This window comes from Pseudomonas sp. B14(2017), from assembly GCF_002113255.1.
In the GTDB taxonomy this organism is placed as follows: Bacteria; Pseudomonadota; Gammaproteobacteria; order Pseudomonadales; family Pseudomonadaceae; genus Aquipseudomonas; species Aquipseudomonas putida_Z.
In genome coordinates this window covers 1-18,169 of the sequence record NZ_NEJY01000031.1, presented here as the reverse complement: position 1 = coordinate 18,169, position 18,169 = coordinate 1, and the positions used below count along the sequence as shown (strand labels likewise).

Annotated in this window: 10 protein-coding genes; 9 read left to right on the top strand and 1 reads right to left on the bottom strand. The window is 65.3% G+C overall.

Annotated features, from left to right (window positions below; all coding sequences use genetic code 11):
* Positions 1–13: 13 nt before the first annotated feature.
* Positions 14–1,120 carry a 2-aminoethylphosphonate--pyruvate transaminase gene (locus CAG34_RS25880; protein ID WP_013971825.1) on the bottom strand — a complete coding sequence of 369 codons (1,107 nt, stop codon included), beginning with the start codon at positions 1,118–1,120 and terminating at the stop codon, positions 14–16.
* Positions 1,121–1,232: 112 nt separating this feature from the next.
* On the opposite strand from CAG34_RS25880, the gene CAG34_RS25875 reads away from it, so the two are divergent.
* The 9 genes from CAG34_RS25875 (at position 1,233) to CAG34_RS25835 (ending at position 17,992) form a co-directional block, all read left to right on the top strand.
* Positions 1,233–2,096, top strand: a complete 864-nt coding sequence (locus tag CAG34_RS25875) for a LysR substrate-binding domain-containing protein (protein ID WP_015269648.1) — start codon at positions 1,233–1,235, stop codon at positions 2,094–2,096.
* A 57-nt stretch (positions 2,097–2,153) separates the two neighbouring features.
* Entirely contained in the window at positions 2,154–3,176 is a 1,023-nt protein-coding gene (locus CAG34_RS25870; protein WP_085593218.1) for an AraC family transcriptional regulator, read from the top strand.
* A gap of 78 nt (positions 3,177–3,254) precedes the next feature.
* Positions 3,255–7,763, top strand: a complete 4,509-nt coding sequence (locus CAG34_RS25865) for an NEL-type E3 ubiquitin ligase domain-containing protein (RefSeq protein ID WP_085593216.1) — start codon at positions 3,255–3,257, stop codon at positions 7,761–7,763.
* 120 nt (positions 7,764–7,883) lie between these two features.
* The gene (locus tag CAG34_RS25860) at positions 7,884–12,314 is read left to right on the top strand and encodes a dermonecrotic toxin domain-containing protein (protein WP_085593214.1); all 4,431 of its coding nucleotides are present in this window, start codon (positions 7,884–7,886) and stop codon (positions 12,312–12,314) included.
* Positions 12,315–12,436: 122 nt separating this feature from the next.
* Positions 12,437–14,083, top strand: coding sequence for an acyl-CoA synthetase (locus CAG34_RS25855; protein WP_085593212.1), 1,647 nt, complete (start codon positions 12,437–12,439; stop codon positions 14,081–14,083).
* 13 nt (positions 14,084–14,096) lie between these two features.
* The gene (locus CAG34_RS25850; RefSeq protein ID WP_013971831.1) at positions 14,097–14,864 is read left to right on the top strand and encodes an SDR family NAD(P)-dependent oxidoreductase; all 768 of its coding nucleotides are present in this window, start codon (positions 14,097–14,099) and stop codon (positions 14,862–14,864) included.
* Between the two features lie 11 nt (positions 14,865–14,875).
* Positions 14,876–16,069, top strand: coding sequence for an acetyl-CoA C-acyltransferase (locus CAG34_RS25845; RefSeq protein WP_085593209.1), 1,194 nt, complete (start codon positions 14,876–14,878; stop codon positions 16,067–16,069).
* Positions 16,070–16,077: 8 nt separating this feature from the next.
* A complete protein-coding gene (locus CAG34_RS25840) occupies positions 16,078–17,205 on the top strand; it encodes an acyl-CoA dehydrogenase (RefSeq protein WP_085593208.1) in 1,128 nt (375 codons plus the stop codon).
* Positions 17,206–17,218: 13 nt separating this feature from the next.
* Positions 17,219–17,992 carry an enoyl-CoA hydratase gene (locus CAG34_RS25835; RefSeq protein WP_013971834.1) on the top strand — a complete coding sequence of 258 codons (774 nt, stop codon included), beginning with the start codon at positions 17,219–17,221 and terminating at the stop codon, positions 17,990–17,992.
* Positions 17,993–18,169 lie beyond the last annotated feature (177 nt).

Genomic DNA, 18,169 nt, shown 5'->3' with positions numbered 1-18,169 from the left:
GGTGGGCAAAGGGTCAGATGTCCAGCACTTCCATTTCCCGCAGCACCTCGGCCACGGCATTCACGGCGGCCTGCATGCCATCCGCTCCGACCACGCCGATGCAGCCGACACGGAAGGTTTCCACCTGGGTCAGCTTGCCCGGGTAGAGGATGAAGCCCTTGGCCTTGACCCGCTCGTAGAAGTCCTTGAACTGGTAGCGGGGATCGTTCGGTGCGTGGAAGGTGACGATGATCGGCGCCTGGATCTCGGCAGGCAGGAAGCTGCGCAGGCCGATGGCGGCCATGCCGTCGAGCAAGGTCTTGCAGTTGTCGGCGTAGCGCTGGTGGCGCGCTGGCAGGCCACCTTCCTCGTTGTATTGCTGCAGCGCTTCGTGCAGGGCAGCGACCACGTGGGTCGGCGGGGTGAAGCGCCACTGGCCGGTCTTGGCCATGTAGGTGTGCTGGTCGTGCAGGTCCATGGCCAGCGAGTGGGCGTTGCCTTCGGCAGCGGCCAGGGCGGTTTTCTCGGCGAACACGAAGCCCATGCCAGGTACCCCTTCCAGGCATTTGCCGGAGGCGGCGATCAGCGCCTCGAAGGGGATGGCGCGGGCGTCGATCGGCAGTGCGCCGAACGAGCTCATGGCGTCGATGATCAGGCGCTTGCCGTGGCCTTTGATCACCTGGGCGATCTCGGGCAGCGGGTTGAGGATGCCGGTACTGGTTTCGCAGTGGATCAGCGCGACGTGGGTGATGGCCGGATCGGCGGCCAGCAGGCGGTCGACGTCGGCGGCGGTGGTCGGCTGGTCTTCGGCGGTTTCGAAGGTGCTGTAGGCACGGCCCAGCACTTTGCAGATCTTCGCCAGGCGCTGGCCATAGGCGCCATTGATCAGCACCAGGACCTTGCCGTCACGCGGCACCAGGGTGCCGATGGCCGCTTCCACGGCGAAGGTACCGCTGCCTTGCAGGGGCACGCAGTGGTGGCTGGCGCTGCCGTCGATGATGGCCAGCAGTTGCTCGCAGACACTGGCAGTCAGTTGGTTGAAGTCGCGGTCCCAGGAGCCCCAGTCCACCAGCATGGCTTGGCGGGTGCGGATTGATGTGGTCAGGGGACCGGGGGTCAGCAGAATCGGGGCGTTGCTCATTCCGTTATTCCTCACAAGCGGTGGGCTGAAACTACGGGGCCTAGGTTGCAATTGGCGCTGTCATCAATCAAATTGTTTGTTGTTATCCGAGCTATAAGTCAGGCCGATAAATATGAACCTGTTCCAGTTGCGTGCCTTCGATGCCGTGGCCCGTGAGGGCAGCTTTACCCGTGCCGCCGCACGCCTGTTCATCAGCCAGCCGGCGGTGACCGGGCACGTGAAGGCGCTGGAGGAGCACTACCAGATCACCTTGCTGCGGCGTACCGCGCGGCGGGTGGAGTTGACCGAAGAGGGCACCCGCCTGGCGGCCATCACCCGCGCCATGTTCGGCCTGGCCGAAGAGGCGCAGGCCATGCTCGAGGCCAACCGGCAACTGCTGACCGGGCGCCTGGAGGTGGCGGCCGATGGCCCGCACCGGGTCATGCCGATGCTGGCGCTGCTGCGCGAGCGCTACCCGGGCATTACCGTCAACCTGCGCCTGGGCAATGCCCAGGAAACCTTGGCGGCATTGCTCAGCGAACATGCCGACGTGGCCGTGCTGACCGAGATCGAGCCGCGCAAAGGCCTGCATTTGCAGAACCTGTGCGAGTCGCGGTTGTGCGCCTTGCTGCCGGCGGGGCATGCCTGGGCCAGCGGCGAGGGTGATTTGCCGCTGGCTGAGCTGCACCAGCAGATCATGGTGTTGCGCGAACCCAGCTCCACCACCCGGCGCACCTTCGACAAGGCCTGCAGCAAGGCCGCCGTGCAACCTCGGGTGCTGCTGGAGCTGGATAGCCGCGAGGCGGTGACCGAAGCGGTGGCCTCGGAGCTGGGCATTGGCGTGGTGTCGTCCACCGAAGTCGCCAATGACCCGCGGGTAGTGGCACGCCCGCTGGCCGGTGACGGCCTGGTCAACCAGCACCTGATCGGCTGCCTGGAGCGCCGCCGTGAGCTGCGCCTGATCCAGGCGTTCCTCGGCCTGGCGGCGGGGCTGTGATGGCTGTTTTCAACGGGGCGGCCTAAGATGGCCGGCATTGAGCCGACAGGACCGTCGATGAGCGAGAAAGACACCATTTCCATGCAGCTGGTGCGCGAAGCGCTGTTGCAGACTTGCCCCGCCGGCGAGCCCGATACCGGCTTGCTGGCCCGGGCGGGTATCGCCGTCGAACAACTGCACCTGCCAGCGGCACGAGTCAGTGCCGAGTCCTATGCCCGGCTCTGGCGTCTGCTGGCGCGGCGCTGCAACGATGAGTTCTTCGCCATGGACCCGCGCGGTCTGCGCAGCGGCAGCCTGGCGTTCATGTGCCGTGCCAGCATGGGCCAGCCAACCCTGGGCGCCGGCCTGGAAACCGCGCTGGCGTTCCTGTCACTGATGCTTGAAGACCTGCAGCCAAGCCTGGTGCGCCAGCAAGGCCTGGCCGAAATCGTCATCAACGAACCGCGTGACACACCGCGCCGCGCTTTCACCTATTTCACCTTCTGGATGATCGTGCACGGTGTGACCTGCTGGTTGGCCGGGCGGCGTATCCCGATCCTGGCCATCGATCTGCGCTGTGCCGAACCGCCGTTCTGCGATGACTACCGGGTGATGTTTTCGGAAAACCTGCAGTTCGAGCGCCCGCGCACGCGCATGATCATCGCTGCCGAATGCCTCGAGCTGCCGCTGCGGCGCAGCGAAGAAGAACTGCAGCGCTTTCTGGCCGAGGCGCCGGGCAACATCCTGGTCAAGTACCGTGACCCGGCCAGCCTCGGGCGGCGCATTCGCACCGACCTGCTGCGCCTGGACCCGGGGCAGTGGCCCGATGGCGACAGCCTGGCGCGCCAGTTGTGCCTGTCGCCTTCTACCCTGCGCCGACGGCTGGCCGAAGAGGGGCAGAACTACCAAGGGTTGAAGGACAGCGTGCGTCGTGAGCTTGCAATTGCCTGGCTGAGCCAGGAAGACGCGGCCATGGGCGAAATCGCCGAGCGCCTGGGCTTTGCCGACAGCAGTTCGTTCTACAAGGCATTTCGCAAGTGGTTCGGCTGCAACCCTGGGCATTACCGTGCGCTGATCCTCAAGCGCGGCAGTGGCAGCTAGGGAACCACGCCTTCCCGCTGCCGGCTGGCGCCGCCGGCAAGCATCGTGACAAGTCGATCACTGACCAGGAAATCGACGATGTCTCAACCTGCCTTGCACCCCAAGTTGCTTCACCCCGCCGAAGATTTCATCGCGCAAAGCTTGCCCGCCTGGTTGAAGGCGGCCAAGCCCAAGCAGCTTGCCAGGCTGCAATTGCGTTTCAACGCCTATCTGGCGAGCCAGCGGAAGATGGCAGGGTTCGCCGACCGCCTGCAGCCTCTGGACCGTTTTGCCAAGCAACTGTTCGAGCCTGCCTTGCGCCTGGACAGCCAGCTGAAGCTGCAGGTCGACCTGGACAAACTGGTGTGGCGCGAAACACGCGCACGGCTGGATGTGAGAACCGGCTTGATCCCTGATTATCAACCGTACTTCGTGCGCATGCCGGCCTTGCAAAAGCTGTTGCAGAACTTCAAGGCCAACGAGTCCTTCTTCCTCGGCACCGCCTTGACCCTTCCGGCAGCCCACCAGGACGAGCAGGTGGTGAGCGCAGACATCGACCGGATTGTCAGCCTGTGCCGCCAGGTGGATGTCGGCAGCGCCTACCAGCGGCACCTGGCGCAGGTATTGACCCCTGACTTTGAAAAAGCCCTGACCACCGACCGGCGCCTGGAACTGGCCGTGGCGGTCGAGATCGCGGCCATCAAGCAGCAGCTGGATCCGGAAGACCTGCTAGTGCTGCGTATCGCGTGCAAGGTTGAACCCGCCGTGATCAAGGGGCCGGTGCAGCTGGAGATCGGTGCACTGCAGGTCCTTGGCTGCCGGGTGGATGGCGCGCTGGCCGTTGAGTTGATCGAGCAGCCCCGCCACCAGTCCACGTTTCCCTTCGGGGTACCTGGGCGCTTGAAAAAAGTGATCCTGTATACCCCTGACGATCAGGCGCAACCCCTGCGCGCGTTCACCAATTGGGATGAGGCGAACCGCGTCCTGGCCACGGCGATGGGCAACCAGGACTATCGGCAGGCATTCGTGCGGCGCATTGCCTTGGATGATCGCGCCACTTGCGAGCAGGCTTTGGCTACCCGCTTGCAGGATGCACAGCCTGACCTGGAACCTCGCAGGGTGTTGGAAGCGGGGGACGGTTTTGCGTCGATGGCCGCCTGGCACATGCAGCGAATCAAGGCCGATGCACGTTTCCTTGCGGTGCCCACCGCCCAGGCCGACGACGCGGCTGCGGAGCAGCGCATGGACGAGCTCAAAGGCGCCGGCCTGGTATTGCTCAACCTGGCGGGCCTGTTCGTGCCGGTCATCGGGGCTTTGCTGGTGGCGGACCTGGCCAGGCAACTGTTGACTGAAACTTTCGAGGGCGTGCGTGACTGGCAGTTGGGCCATCAGCATGAGGCCTTGATGCATATGCTTCAGGTGGCCTTCAGCGTGGCAACCACCGGTGCGGTGGTTGTCGGTGTCCATCTGGCCCGCAGCGCATTCGTCGAAACCCTGGAGCCGGTCATCACCGAAGATGGCCGGCAACGGCTTTGGCGCAATGAGCTGGCGCCTTACCAGGACACTACTCCACCCGTTCAGCTGACGGAGCTCGACAACGGCTTGCTCGCCGAGGGTGAGCGACATTGGTGGCGGTCGAATGGTGCCTTGTATCGGGTAAGGCAAACCGCCAATGGCGCTTGGCGCTTGCTGCATGCCGAAGGTGACACGGTGTTCGGGCCGGTGCTGGAACGTTGCTCTGCGCGTGGCTGGCGGCTGGCTTACGAGCGGCCACTGGAATGGCAGGGCGCCGCACTGTTGCTCGGGCGGCTTTGGCCGGCGGCGACCGCGATGGACGCCGTGCGGGTGGAACAGGTGCTGAAGGTCGCGGATGTCGACGAGGCCTACTTGCGTGGCCTGCTGGTGGAACGGCGCGGGTTGCCGGTGCAGCTGCGCGATACCTTGCAGCGCTTTACCGTGGACGCACGCGCGCAGGCCTTTTTCAGCCGGCTGGAAGCGGGGGAGGCTGATACCGCTACCGAGCTGTGGCAATGGTGCATCGAACGGTTGCATCTGCAGGGTGAAACCGTCGAAGAACAGGTGCTGTCGATCCGTGACGCGGCAAGCGAGTTGCGTGAGGCGATGCTCGAGCATTTCTCCAGGCTTTACCTGGCCGACGACCCGCTGCTGGGCTTGATCCAGCGCGACTTCCCGACGCTGCCAGACGCCTATGCCCTCGATGTGCTCGAGCAGGCTACCGAGGCTGTGCGCTTGCGCATGCAGGCAGAGTCCCGCCTGCCGCTGGCGTTGGCTGAACAGGCGCGGGTGGCCCTGCAACTGGCGCGCCTGACCCGCATGCGCGAAGCGTTGTACCTGCAAGGCAGTTACCGGCCGGAAGTGGTGGCGCTGGCCTTTGCCCTGCTGCGTCGGCATGGCCCCAGCGCTGCCGGGTTCAACCTGGTATTGCGCCGTGACCCGTATGCCGGGGCAGCGATGGAGCGGCTGTTCGCCGAGACCGACCTTGAGCAGGCCGTGGTGCTGGTCAGGCGGGAGGGGCGCTTCCAGCTCTACAACGACAGAGGCTTGCCGGATGAGCGCGAGGTCGCCGCCCCCGAGGGGCTGTTCGAGGTGCTGGCCGCTTGCCTGCCGGTGGAATACCGGGTGCGACAGGGGTGGAATGGCGCCGATGCGCCGACCAGAATCCGCGAGCAGATGCAGGCCTGGCTACCCGGTGACCGGCAGGCCCTGCTGCGCCTGCTCGGCTGGCGGGAAGCAAGGCCCATGGCTTCGCCCATGCAGCGTTTGGCCGATGGCCGAGCGGGCTATCCACTGGGTGGCTGCCAGTCGTGCATCGGCTCGCCGGAGCGCGTGGTGCGGCAGCGGGTGCGCGCGTTGTATCCCGGTATCGGGGATATCGGCGTCGATCGCTATGTCCAGGGCCTGTTGGACATGCGCGGGGGCCTGTTCGAGAACCTGCTGCGCGTCGAGCAGGAATACCGCCGCCTGGATGACAGCTTGCTGGCCTGGGTTGAAGAGGTGGCGGGCAGCGCCAGCCGCGCACGCCGACGCGTCGCAGATTCGTTGCGGCGTGCCTGGCAGATGCGCAGCGACCGCGCCGTCGGGGCTATCGGCAACGATGCGGTGCTCAGCCTGAGCATCGTCGCCGTACCGGTGGGCAGCCTGCCCGTGTTGCCGGTCGGGACGGACTTCTCGCACGTGTCGGAATTGACCCTGTCGGCGCTCGGTCTGGATGCCATCCCGCCGGGGTTCCTCGCCTGCTTCCCCAATCTGCTGTGCCTGGACATGAGCGACAACGCCTTGCGCGCGCTACCTGCGGGGCTGGAGCGGTTGACCGCCTTGCGCCAGTTGCTGATGCCGCGCAACCGTATTCGTATCTCGGAGCCGCAGGCCAATGTGCTGACCGGCCTGGCGCTCTTGCGTTCGCTGGACCTGAGTGACAACCCGCTCGGCGACATCAGGCTACAGTTCGAGCGGCTGCCCAGCTTGCGGATCCTGCGTTTGAACCGCGTGCAGATGACGGCGCTGCCCCGGGGCCTGGAGTGGTGTAGCCTGTTGGTGTTCGCCGATCTTCGCAACAACCAGATAGCCGAGTTGCCGGCAGCCTTGTTTCAGGCCCCGTTGCAGTTGCGCCGTGCCATGCACCTGGAGGGCAATGCGCTGCCAGTGCAGGATCTCGATCGCCTTTATGCCGTCGAACGCCTGTTGGCCACGCCCCGCCCGCAACGGCACACCCCGGCCCGGGAACAATGGCTGCAGACCCTGGACCCAGCAGCGCGGCAGGAGCAGGAAGTGAAGTGGAATGCGCTGAATGCCGAGCCCAGCAGCCTGGCTTTCTTCGAGCTGCTCAGGCAACTGACGGCCACGGCCGAATTCAGCAAGGCGCCGGCCGAACTCGGGTTCAGGGTATGGGCAATACTGGATGCCGCCCATGCCGATACTGCCACGCGCATGGCGCTGTTTGACCTGGCAGCGGAGCCCACCACCTGTGTGGACAGCGTTTCCACCGTGTTCAGCCGCCTCGAGGTGCGCATGCATGTCGAGCAGGCCACCCGCGGCGGCGACCCGATTTCGACCCGCGCGGCACGCCTGCAGTTGGCCAAGCGGCTGTTTCGCGTGCACTGGGTAGAGAAAATCGCCCGGCGCGAAATCGACGCCCGCTACCAGGATGGACGTTGGAGCCGGGGGAACCACGATGAAGAGGAGGTGGAGGTCAATCTTGCCTACCTCAGCGGCTTGGCCCAGCGCCTGGACCTGTTGGGCCAACCTCGCCACATGCAGTTTGGCAGGCTGGCCAACGTGTCGCCGCTGCAACTGGAGGAGGCCTTCAAGGAAGTGCTGGAGGTGGAGGCGGGCGAGCAACGGGTCGTGTTCATCAGCGAGCGTGATTTCTGGTTGCCGGTACTGCGGGCAGAGCATGCGGACGACTTCGAAACCCTTGAAACGCAATTCTCCCTGCGGCTGGAAACACTGGACGAGCAAAGGGAGGCCTTGACCAGTGACGAGTACTGGAACCTGAGCAACGCCCTGCGCGATGAGCGCGAGCAGGCCCTGGCCAGCCTTGCCCAGCGCCTTACGCACGAAGCGTTCATGGTGCCAGAGGCAAAGTGACGGCGCTTAACGGGCGGCACGCAGTGTGCCGCCCTGCTTCTACCGCAGGGGTTCCCTCTGCGCAAGCGCCGGCAGGTTGCACACCATGCGTGGCTTTCGACAGCCATCCAGGGACCTGCCATGACCCGCGAACCACACGCCCCACAGCCCGCCTCTGCGTCTTCCAGCCACTTGCACGACGGTTTCATCGGTGACCGGTTGCCTGCCTGGCTCAAACAGGCCACGCAAAGCCAGATACGCACCTTGCGCGAAAACCTGGAAGCCCATCATGCCACCCAGGCCCGGTTGCGCGGGATCACCCTGGCGCTGCCGTCGCCGCAGCAGTTCGCCGAACGGCAATTCGCCAGTTTGTTGCGCGAGCCGCTGCCGGGCGACGTAGCGTTCTGGCAGTTGGAGTGGCTGGAGGTTTCCCATCGTTTCTCGTCCACGCCCGGCGCTGAGCCGCCATTTCCCACCTACGGGCAACGGCGTGAAAACGGCTTGCTCCGCCTGATGCGCAACTTTGCCGCCAGCAACGATTTCTACCTGGGAACCGGGTTGGTCGCGCCGGGGCAGGAACGGGTACTTTCGCGAGGCACCGATGAACTGGTCGAGGCGTGTCGCAAGCTCGATGCCGGGCGCCTGTACCAGCAGGAGCTGGACCAGACATTCGATGCCACGGCACAACGCGTCCTCTGTGAAGACAAGCGCTCCGGGCTGCGCCTGGCCGTGCAGGTTGCCGCGCTCAAAGGCGAGATTACCGAGCCGGTCAAGGAGGCATTGCACGCCCTGGTGGATGAACCCGCGGATCGGCGATCCGCCAGCCTCACGGGCCACCCGGGCCTGCTTGAAGCCCTCGGTTGCCCAGTGGCGGATGGTGTGTGGATTCAACTTCGCGACACACATGGGCAAACGCAGGGCGGCGTGCTCTACCTGCCCAGCGACCCGGTACAGGCGCTGCGACACTTCGACGACCATGTCTCGATCAACCGCGCGCTAGTGGCCGAGCTGCGCCATGAACCCTATCGCCAGGCGTTCAGCCAGTTGATCGGCCTGGATCAGCGTGCCGGGTTCATGCACAAGCTGCAGGCCCGCCTGAAGGATGACCAGCCGGACCTGGAGCTCGATGGCAGCGTGCCGCAACATGACATTTTCCAGGCGCTGGCTGCACAGCAGACCAACCGGGTGAAGCAGGATGGCCGCCTGTTGCTGGTGCCGACCGCCGATGCCGATGAAGCCGCATCGCGTGAGCGGCATGAGGCGTGGAAGGCCGCCGGTCTCGATGTGCTCAACCTCGCTGGGCTGTTCATTCCTGTGGTGGGCGGCTTGCTGCTCGGGCAACTGGTGGCCCACACCCTCTCGGAGGTTTTCGAGGGCACGCAGGACTGGTTGCGAGGCCATCAGCACGAGGCGCTGGAGCACATGCTGGGCGTTGCCGAGATACTGGCGGGCACCACCGCGACGGTGGTGGGCGTCACCTTCGTGCGCAGCGCGTTCGTCGCGGCGCTGGAGCCGGTAAGGCTCGCCAATGGGGCGGGGCGTTTGTGGTCCCGAGATCTGGCAGCCTTTGCCTCGACCCCTGAAACGATCACCTTGGGTGCGGACGGAGCCTATGCTAATGGCGAGCGCCGCTGGATGAAGGCCGACGGGGTCTTCTACGAGGTTCATCGGCCTGACCCTGATGGCCCCTGGCGTCTGCGCCACCCCGGTCGCGAAGAGGCGTACGGCCCGGTCGTGCTGCACAATGGCGAACGCAGCTGGCGCCTGATGCATGATGAGCCGCAGCGTTGGCGCGACCCTGCGAAAATGCTCGATACCCTTTGGCCGCGCGATCAACCTTTTGATAGCCAGCAGGCGCAGCGGATCTTGCGCATGGCCGGCATCGATGAGGACGAACTGCGCGGCCTGCTGGTGGAAAACCGGCGAACGCCTGCCACCTTGCGGGAAACCCTCAGGGCATTCGATGCCGATGCCCGGATCGACACGTTCTTCAGCCACCTGGAACGCGACACTGTCTCCGATCAGGACTTGCAGCTGCTGGCCTGGTGCGAGGCCCGACCGGGCAGCGTAAAAGGGCGTGCCGCAGTGCTTGCGGACCGGCCAAGGTCGAGCGACCTGCTGTTCGCACGGCTGACACGCCTGCCCGAATCGGCGGAGCCTTTGCTCAAGCCGCTGATGGCGCTGGGGCTGCCTGAGCCCTATGCGCGCGATTTGGCCGACGGAGCAAGTCACGACGCTCGCCAGCTGTTCGTCAGTGGTGGAAAGTTGCCGCAAAGCCTGGCCACCCAGGCCAGGTCGTTGTGCTCGCTGGCGAAGGTGAGCAGGGCGTTGGCAGGGTTTTATCTGCCGAGCGCATATAGCGATGAAACGGGCATGCTGGTGCTGGCATTGCTGAATGTCGAGGCCATTGATGCGTTCAGCCTGGCGTTGAGCAATGCTGCTGCGGATGCCGTGGCGTTGAAGCGCATCGGTTCGGTTGGCGATGCGGCCGAGCAGCGGGTACTGGTGCGTGAGCAAGGGGTCTTCGCCCTGTATGACGGGCAGGGCCGAAAACTCGCGACGCAGCCACCTGCTTCCTCGTGCATCTTCCAGGCTGTGCTGGCCGCGCTCGAATCGCGCAACCTGCTGGGCCGTTTGGGCCTGGCCGAGAACGCCAATGCCGAGGGCTTGCGCGAGAAACTCATGGCGCACCTGGGTACCCATGAGGAAATCGCCCGCATGCTGGGTTGGGCGTCGACGGAGCGCTGGTTCAACCCTGGGCAGCGCCTTGCCGATGGCCGCGTCGGTTACCTGCTCAGCGGGCGTGCGGCACTGCCCACCACACCCAGGGAACAACTGCGGGCCGGCCTGAGGCGATTCTTCCCGGGGCTGGGCGATTCGCTGGAAACGCAAGTTGACCGCTGGCTGCTGCAGAATGTGTCGGTCGCCGATGCGCTCCTGGCGCTGCAGGACGATTTTGAGCAGTTGAACCGCGCGCTCAATGGTTGGGTGTCGGCTGCGCTGAGTGACACTTTGCGGGCGCGACGCCAGCTGTTCGCCGAACGATTGCTGCGTGCCTGGCAGGCGCTTGGCGACCATGTGGTGGTCGACAGTGACGGCAAGCGCCAGGGGCTGCGCCTGGTCCTGAATGACTTGCCAACCGATTCGTTGCCGGTCATGCCTGCGCCTATCGATTTCTATCACGTCACCACCCTGGTACTGAGCGAGACGACCATCGGGGTGGTGAACGAGGAGTTTCTGCGGGCATTCACCTACCTGCAGGAGCTGGACCTGAGCCACAACCAGCTGTTGCGCTGCCCGCGCGGGCTTGGCTACCTGACCAACCTGCGCCGGTTGCGCCTGGGGCATAACCGCATTCGCCTGGATGCTCATGCCATCGAAGCACTGAACGGGTTGCCGCTGCTCAGCCACCTCGACCTGAGCTACAACAGCCCGCTGGGGGTGTACGAAATGCGCTTCCATCACCTGCCTCATCTGATCGAGCTGAATTTGCGCCGCTGCGGGCTCAGCGAGTGGCCCAGAGGGCTCGAGCTGTGTGGCTTCCTGCAACGAGCCGACCTGCGTGACAATTTCCTGCGGGGTGTGCCTGACGGCGTGCTGGCCATGCCGCTGGAGTTTCGCCAGCGCATCCTGGTCGATGGCAACCGCCTGAGCATGGCCGATTACGGCAAGCTCTATGCCTTGGAGCCGCTGCTGGAGGACCCGGAGGAAGAGATCGGCCGAGCCTGGTGGGTCGGTTCCGACTCCGCCAGCCATGGGCGTGGTGAGCTTTGGGACCGGCTGAGCACCCGAGACGAAAATGCCCGCCTGTTCGATCTGCTGGAGCTTCTGCAAGGCCTGGCGGACTACAGCTGGCCCAAGGCTTATCTGTTGCGCATGGGCTGGCAGTGCCTGTCGATGATGGAGACAGACGCCGAATTCGCTCGCCAGGTGCAACTGGCGGCCGACGATGTGGTAATGGATGACAACGGTGCCATCGACCTGTTCAGCCGACTGCTGCGTCTGCATGCCGAGCGCGACGCGGCAGGCGATGGTGCGCAATCCCGAGGCTCGAAGTTGCTGGCGTTGGGGCGCGCCTTGCACCGTCTGGACCGCCTTGACGAGTATGTCGAGGCCGAGCGGCAAAACCTCGAAGGCTTCGCCGAGCCCGCGGTACTGGCGACGTTGGCAATGCGCTACAGGGTACGCTTGCGCACCAGGCTCAGGTTGCCGTTCCAGCCTGCCAGAATGCGCCTCAGGGCCGCCGCCGTAGGGTTGAGCGAGCATCGGCTGCAGGCGGCAGAGGCGGCCGTGGAAAGGGCGAACCTTCTCGTTGATGTAGTCGCAAACCTGTGCACGCGCGCATTCTGGCAGCGCTTTTTGCAACAGCGCTTCGCCCGGCCGTTCAATGACCTTGAGCAACTCGCTGCGGAGCAGCGGGCGGCACTCGCGGTAAGGCGCGATGAACTGGGTGAAGCACAGTATCTGAACCAGGAACAGGCTCTGGATGCGCAGCTGCAGGCCGATCGGCTGGAGTTGCAACTGCAACTGACCGAGCACTACGTGATCAGCCTGGAGCGCGCACCGGGTTGATGGCCACCGGCCAAACCGGTCATCCAGTTTGACAACTTAGGCCATTGCCGCAACGCCAGCGCGGCGCGAACATCGTCGGACCGATGGTTCAACTCCAAAAACAAGAAACCAGGAGTCCGACGATGCGCGATTACACCGAGGCCGCTCGTGCGTTCGACCATGGCCAGGCTGCTGCTGCGGCGCTGCATGGCAACCTCGAAGCCCTCAATGCCTGTGTCGAATGTTGCGACCGCCATGCCGGTGAGGGCAAGACCGCACTGGTCTGGGAAGACCGCGAGGGCAAGAGTGCGCGGTTGAGCTTCGATCAGTTGCAAACACTGGCTGCCCGTTTCGCCAATGTGCTCCAAGCGCAAGGCGTGGGTGCGGGTGACCGGGTCGCCGGCCTGATGCCGCGCACCCCCGAACTGCTGGTCACCATCCTCGCCACCTGGCGTCTCGGTGCGGTGTACCAGCCCTTGTTCACCGCGTTCGGCCCCAAGGCCATCGAACATCGCCTGGAGCAGTCCCACGCCCGCGTGGTCGTCACCGACAGCCACAACCGCGCCAAGCTGGACGATGTGCACGCCTGCCCGACCATCATCACCGTCAATGCCCCCAATGGTGAGCTGGACTTCCAGCAGTGCCTGGACAATGCCGCAGACAAATGCGAGCCGGTCATGCGCTCGGGCAACGACCCGTTCCTGCTGATGTTCACCTCCGGCACCACCGGCCCGGCCAAGCCACTGGAAGTGCCGCTGCGTGCCATCGTCGCGTTCCAGGGCTACATGCGCGATGCCATCGATTTGCGCCCCGAGGACAACTTCTGGAACCTGGCCGACCCGGGCTGGGCCTATGGCCTGTATTACGCGGTCACCGGCCCGCTGTCGCTGGGCCATGCCACCACCTTCTACGATGGCCCGTTCAGTGTTGAAAGCTGCGTGCGGGTGATCGACAAGCTGGGCATCACCAACCTGGCCGGCTCGCCCACCGCGTACCGCCTGCTGATTGCCGCCGGGGATGACTTCTCGGCACCGATCAAGGGCCGCCTGCGGGTGGTCAGCAGTGCCGGCGAACCGCTCAACCCGGAAGTGATCCGCTGGTTCGCCGACGAACTGGGCGTGACCATCCACGACCACTACGGGCAGACCGAACTGGGCATGGTGCTGTGCAACCACCATGGCCTGCAGCACCCGGTACACCTCGGCTCGGCCGGCTTTGCCATCCCCGGCCACCGCATCGTGGTGCTGGACGAGCAGGGCAACGAACTGCCCGCCGGCCAGCCGGGCATCCTCGCGGTCGACCGCGATCAGTCGCCGCTGTGCTGGTTCGCGGGCTACCACGGCCTGCCGACCAAAGCCTTCGTCGGCAAGTACTACCTCAGCGGCGACACCGTCGAGCTGAACCAGGATGGCAGCATCAGCTTCGTCGGCCGCAGCGACGATGTGATCACCACCTCCGGCTACCGGGTCGGCCCGTTCGACGTGGAGAGTGCACTGATCGAGCACCCGGCGGTGATCGAAGCGGCGGTGATCGGCAAACCGGACCCGGAGCGCACCGAGCTGATCAAGGCCTTCGTGGTATTGGCCAGCGGTTACCAGGGCAGCGCCGAGCTTGAAGAGGCCTTGCGCCAGCACGTGCGCCAGCGCCTGTACGCCCATGCCTACCCAAGGGAAATCGAATTCGTCAGCGAGCTGCCCAAGACCCCGAGCGGCAAGCTGCAACGCTTCATCCTGCGCAACCAGGAAGTCGCCAAACAACAAGCGCAACAGGCCACCCCTGCCAGCGCCTGAAAGGAAACCGATCATGCAAATAGCCAACAAACACTTCATCGTCAGCGGCGCCGCCTCCGGGCTGGGTGCTGCCACCGCGCAGATGCTGGTCGAGGCCGGCGCCAAGGTCATGCTGGTCGACCTCAATGCCCAGGCCGTAGAAGCCAAGGCCCGCGAACTGGGCGAAAACGCCCGTTTCGCGGTGGCCGACATCAGCGACGAGCAGGCCGCCCAGGCGGCGGTCGATGCGGCCGTCAGCGCCTTTGGCAGCCTGCACGGGCTGGTCAACTGCGCCGGCATCGTCGGCGCCGAGAAAGTGCTGGGCAAGCAGGGTCCGCATGGCCTTGCCAGCTTTGCCAAGGTCATCAACGTCAACCTGATCGGCAGCTTCAACCTGCTGCGCCTGGCCGCCGCGGCCATGGCCGAAGGGGCTGCCGATGAGGGGGGCGAGCGCGGGGTGATCATCAACACCGCCTCCATCGCCGCCTATGACGGCCAGATCGGCCAGGCGGCCTACGCTGCTTCCAAGGGCGCCATCGCCAGCCTGACCCTGCCGACCGCCCGCGAACTGGCGCGCTTCGGCATCCGTGTGATGACCATCGCCCCGGGCATCTTCGAAACGCCGATGATGGCCGGCATGACCGAGGAAGTACGCGCCTCGCTGGCCGCCGGCGTGCCATTCCCACCGCGCCTGGGGCGCCCGCAGGAGTACGCCGCGCTGGCCCGCCACATCATCGAGAACAGCATGCTCAACGGCGAGGTGATCCGCCTCGACGGTGCACTGCGCATGGCTGCCAAGTAAGGAGAGCGAACATGACCCTCGCCAATGACCCGATCGTTATCGTCAGCGCCGTGCGCACGCCCATGGGCGGCCTGCAGGGCGACCTCAAGAGCCTGACCGCGCCGCAGCTGGGCAGTGCCGCCATCCGTGGTGCCGTCGAGCGCGCCGGCATCGATGCCACCAGTGTCGAGCAGGTGCTGTTCGGCTGCGTGCTGCCGGCTGGCCAGGGCCAGGCACCGGCGCGCCAGGCCGCGCTGGGCGCCGGGCTGGACAAGCACACCACCTGCACCACCCTGAACAAGATGTGCGGTTCGGGCATGCAGGCGGCGATCATGGCCCATGACCTGCTGCTGGCCGGCACCGCCGATGTGGTGGTGGCCGGTGGCATGGAAAGCATGACCAACGCCCCGTACCTGCTGGACAAGGCCCGTGGCGGCTACCGCATGGGCCACGGCAGGATCATCGACCACATGTTCATGGACGGCCTGGAAGACGCCTACGACAAGGGCCGCCTGATGGGCACCTTTGCCGAAGACTGTGCCCAGGCCAATGCCTTCAGCCGCGAAGCCCAGGACCAGTTCGCCATCGCCTCGCTGACCCGCGCCCAGGACGCTATCAAGAGCGGTCGCTTTGCTGCCGAGATCGTGCCGGTCGAGGTCACCGAGGGCAAGGAGAAGCGCGTCATCAAGGACGACGAACAGCCGCCCAAGGCGCGCCTGGACAAGATCCCGCAGCTCAAGCCGGCCTTCCGCGAAGGCGGCACGGTGACCGCCGCCAACTCCAGCTCGATTTCCGACGGCGCTGCGGCGCTGGTGCTGATGCGCCGCTCCGAAGCCGACAAGCGCGGCCTCAAGCCGCTGGCGGTGATCCACGGCCACGCCGCCTTTGCCGACACCCCGGCACTGTTCCCGACCGCGCCGATCGGTGCTATCGACAAACTGATGAAACGCACCGGCTGGAACCTGGCCGAGGTCGACCTGTTCGAGATCAACGAGGCCTTTGCCGTGGTCACCCTGGCGGCCATGAAGCACCTCGACCTGCCGCACGACAAGGTCAATATCCATGGCGGCGCCTGCGCCCTCGGCCACCCGATCGGCGCTTCGGGCGCGCGCATCCTGGTGACCCTGCTGTCGGCCCTGCGCCAGAACAACCTGCGCCGTGGCGTGGCGGCCATCTGCATTGGCGGTGGCGAGGCCACGGCCATGGCTGTCGAATGCCTGTACTGAGGTGAACCATGCTGGTAACTGACGAGCAACAACAGATCGCCGACGCGGTACGCGCCTTTGCCCAGGAGCGCCTGAAGCCGTTTGCCGAGCAATGGGACAAGGAACACCGCTTCCCCAAGGAGGCCATCGACGAGATGGCCGAGCTGGGCCTGTTCGGCATGCTGGTGCCGGAGCAGTGGGGCGGCAGCGACACCGGCTACGTGGCCTATGCCATGGCCCTGGAGGAAATCGCCGCCGGTGACGGCGCCTGCTCGACCATCATGAGCGTGCACAACTCGGTGGGCTGTGTGCCGATCCTGCGTTTTGGCAGCGAGCAGCAGAAAGAGCAGTTCCTCACCCCGTTGGCCAGCGGTGCGATGCTCGGCGCCTTCGCCCTGACCGAACCGCAGGCCGGCTCCGACGCCAGCAGCCTGAAGACCCGTGCACGTCTGGATGGCGACCACTACGTGCTCAATGGCAGCAAGCAGTTCATCACCTCCGGGCAGAACGCCGGGGTGGTGATCGTGTTTGCCGTGACCGACCCGGACGCCGGCAAGCGCGGCATCAGTGCCTTCATCGTGCCCACCGATTCGCCCGGCTACCAGGTGGCGCGGGTCGAGGACAAGCTCGGCCAGCACGCCTCCGACACCTGCCAGATCGTTTTCGACAATGTGCGCGTGCCGGTTGCCAACCGCCTGGGCGCCGAAGGCGAGGGCTACAAGATCGCCCTGGCCAACCTCGAAGGCGGCCGCATCGGCATAGCCTCGCAGGCGGTGGGCATGGCCCGCGCGGCGTTCGAAGTGGCGCGCGACTACGCCAACGAGCGGCAGAGCTTTGGCAAGGCGCTGATCGAGCACCAGGCGGTGGCCTTCCGCCTGGCCGACATGGCGACGAAGATTGCCGTGGCCCGGCAGATGGTGCTGCACGCCGCCGCGCTGCGCGATGCCGGGCGCCCGGCGCTGGTGGAAGCGTCGATGGCCAAGCTGTTTGCCTCGGAAATGGCCGAAAAGGTCTGTTCGGATGCCTTGCAGACCCTGGGCGGTTATGGCTATCTGAGTGACTTCCCGCTGGAGCGGATCTACCGCGACGTTCGGGTTTGCCAGATCTACGAAGGCACCAGCGACATTCAGCGCATGGTCATTGCGCGCAATCTTTGAAGGAGCAGACTGCATGGCATTCGAAACCATCCTGTTGGACATCCACGGCAAGGTCGGCCTGATCACCCTCAACCGCCCGCAGGCGCTGAACGCGCTGAACGCGCAGATCGTCGGCGAGATCAACCAGGCTCTGGACCAGCTCGAGCGCGATCCGAACATCGGCTGCGTGGTGCTGACCGGTTCCGCCAAGGCCTTTGCCGCTGGTGCCGACATCAAGGAAATGGCCGAGCTGCAATACCCGCAAATCTACGTAGACGACCTGTTCAGCGATTCCGACCGCATTGCCAACCGGCGCAAGCCGATCATTGCCGCGGTGTCCGGTTTTGCCCTGGGCGGCGGCTGCGAGCTGGCGATGATGTGTGACTTCATCCTGGCGGCGGACAATGCCAGGTTCGGCCAGCCGGAAATCAACCTTGGCGTGCTGCCGGGCATGGGCGGCACCCAGCGCCTGACCCGTGCGGTGGGCAAGGCCAAGGCCATGGAACTGTGCCTGACCGGTCGCCTGATGGGGGCTGAGGAAGCTGAGCGTGCTGGCCTGGTGGCGCGTATCGTGCCGCAGGCGGAGCTGGTGGAAGAGGCGCTGAAGGTGGCTGCGACCATTGCCAGCAAGTCGATTCCGGTGAGCATGATGGTCAAGGAGAGCGTCAACCGTGCGTTCGAAGTCACCCTTAGCGAGGGTGTACGCTTCGAGCGGCGGGTGTTCCATGCGGCGTTTGCTACCGAAGACCAGAAAGAGGGGATGGCTGCGTTCATTGCCAAGCGCGAGGCGCAGTTCAAGGACCGCTGATTGGAATCGGCGTTGCCGCTGCCGCTGCCGTTGCTTTTGCTTTTGCTTTTGCTTTTGCTTTTGCTTCTAAGTGCACGGTAGTTCAGGCGCCGCCGATTGCGACTTCAGGAGGCCGAGCGAAGGGACTGCGGAGGGAGGTGACGGGCATGGATGCCCGTCAAGCGCTGAGGCCCCATG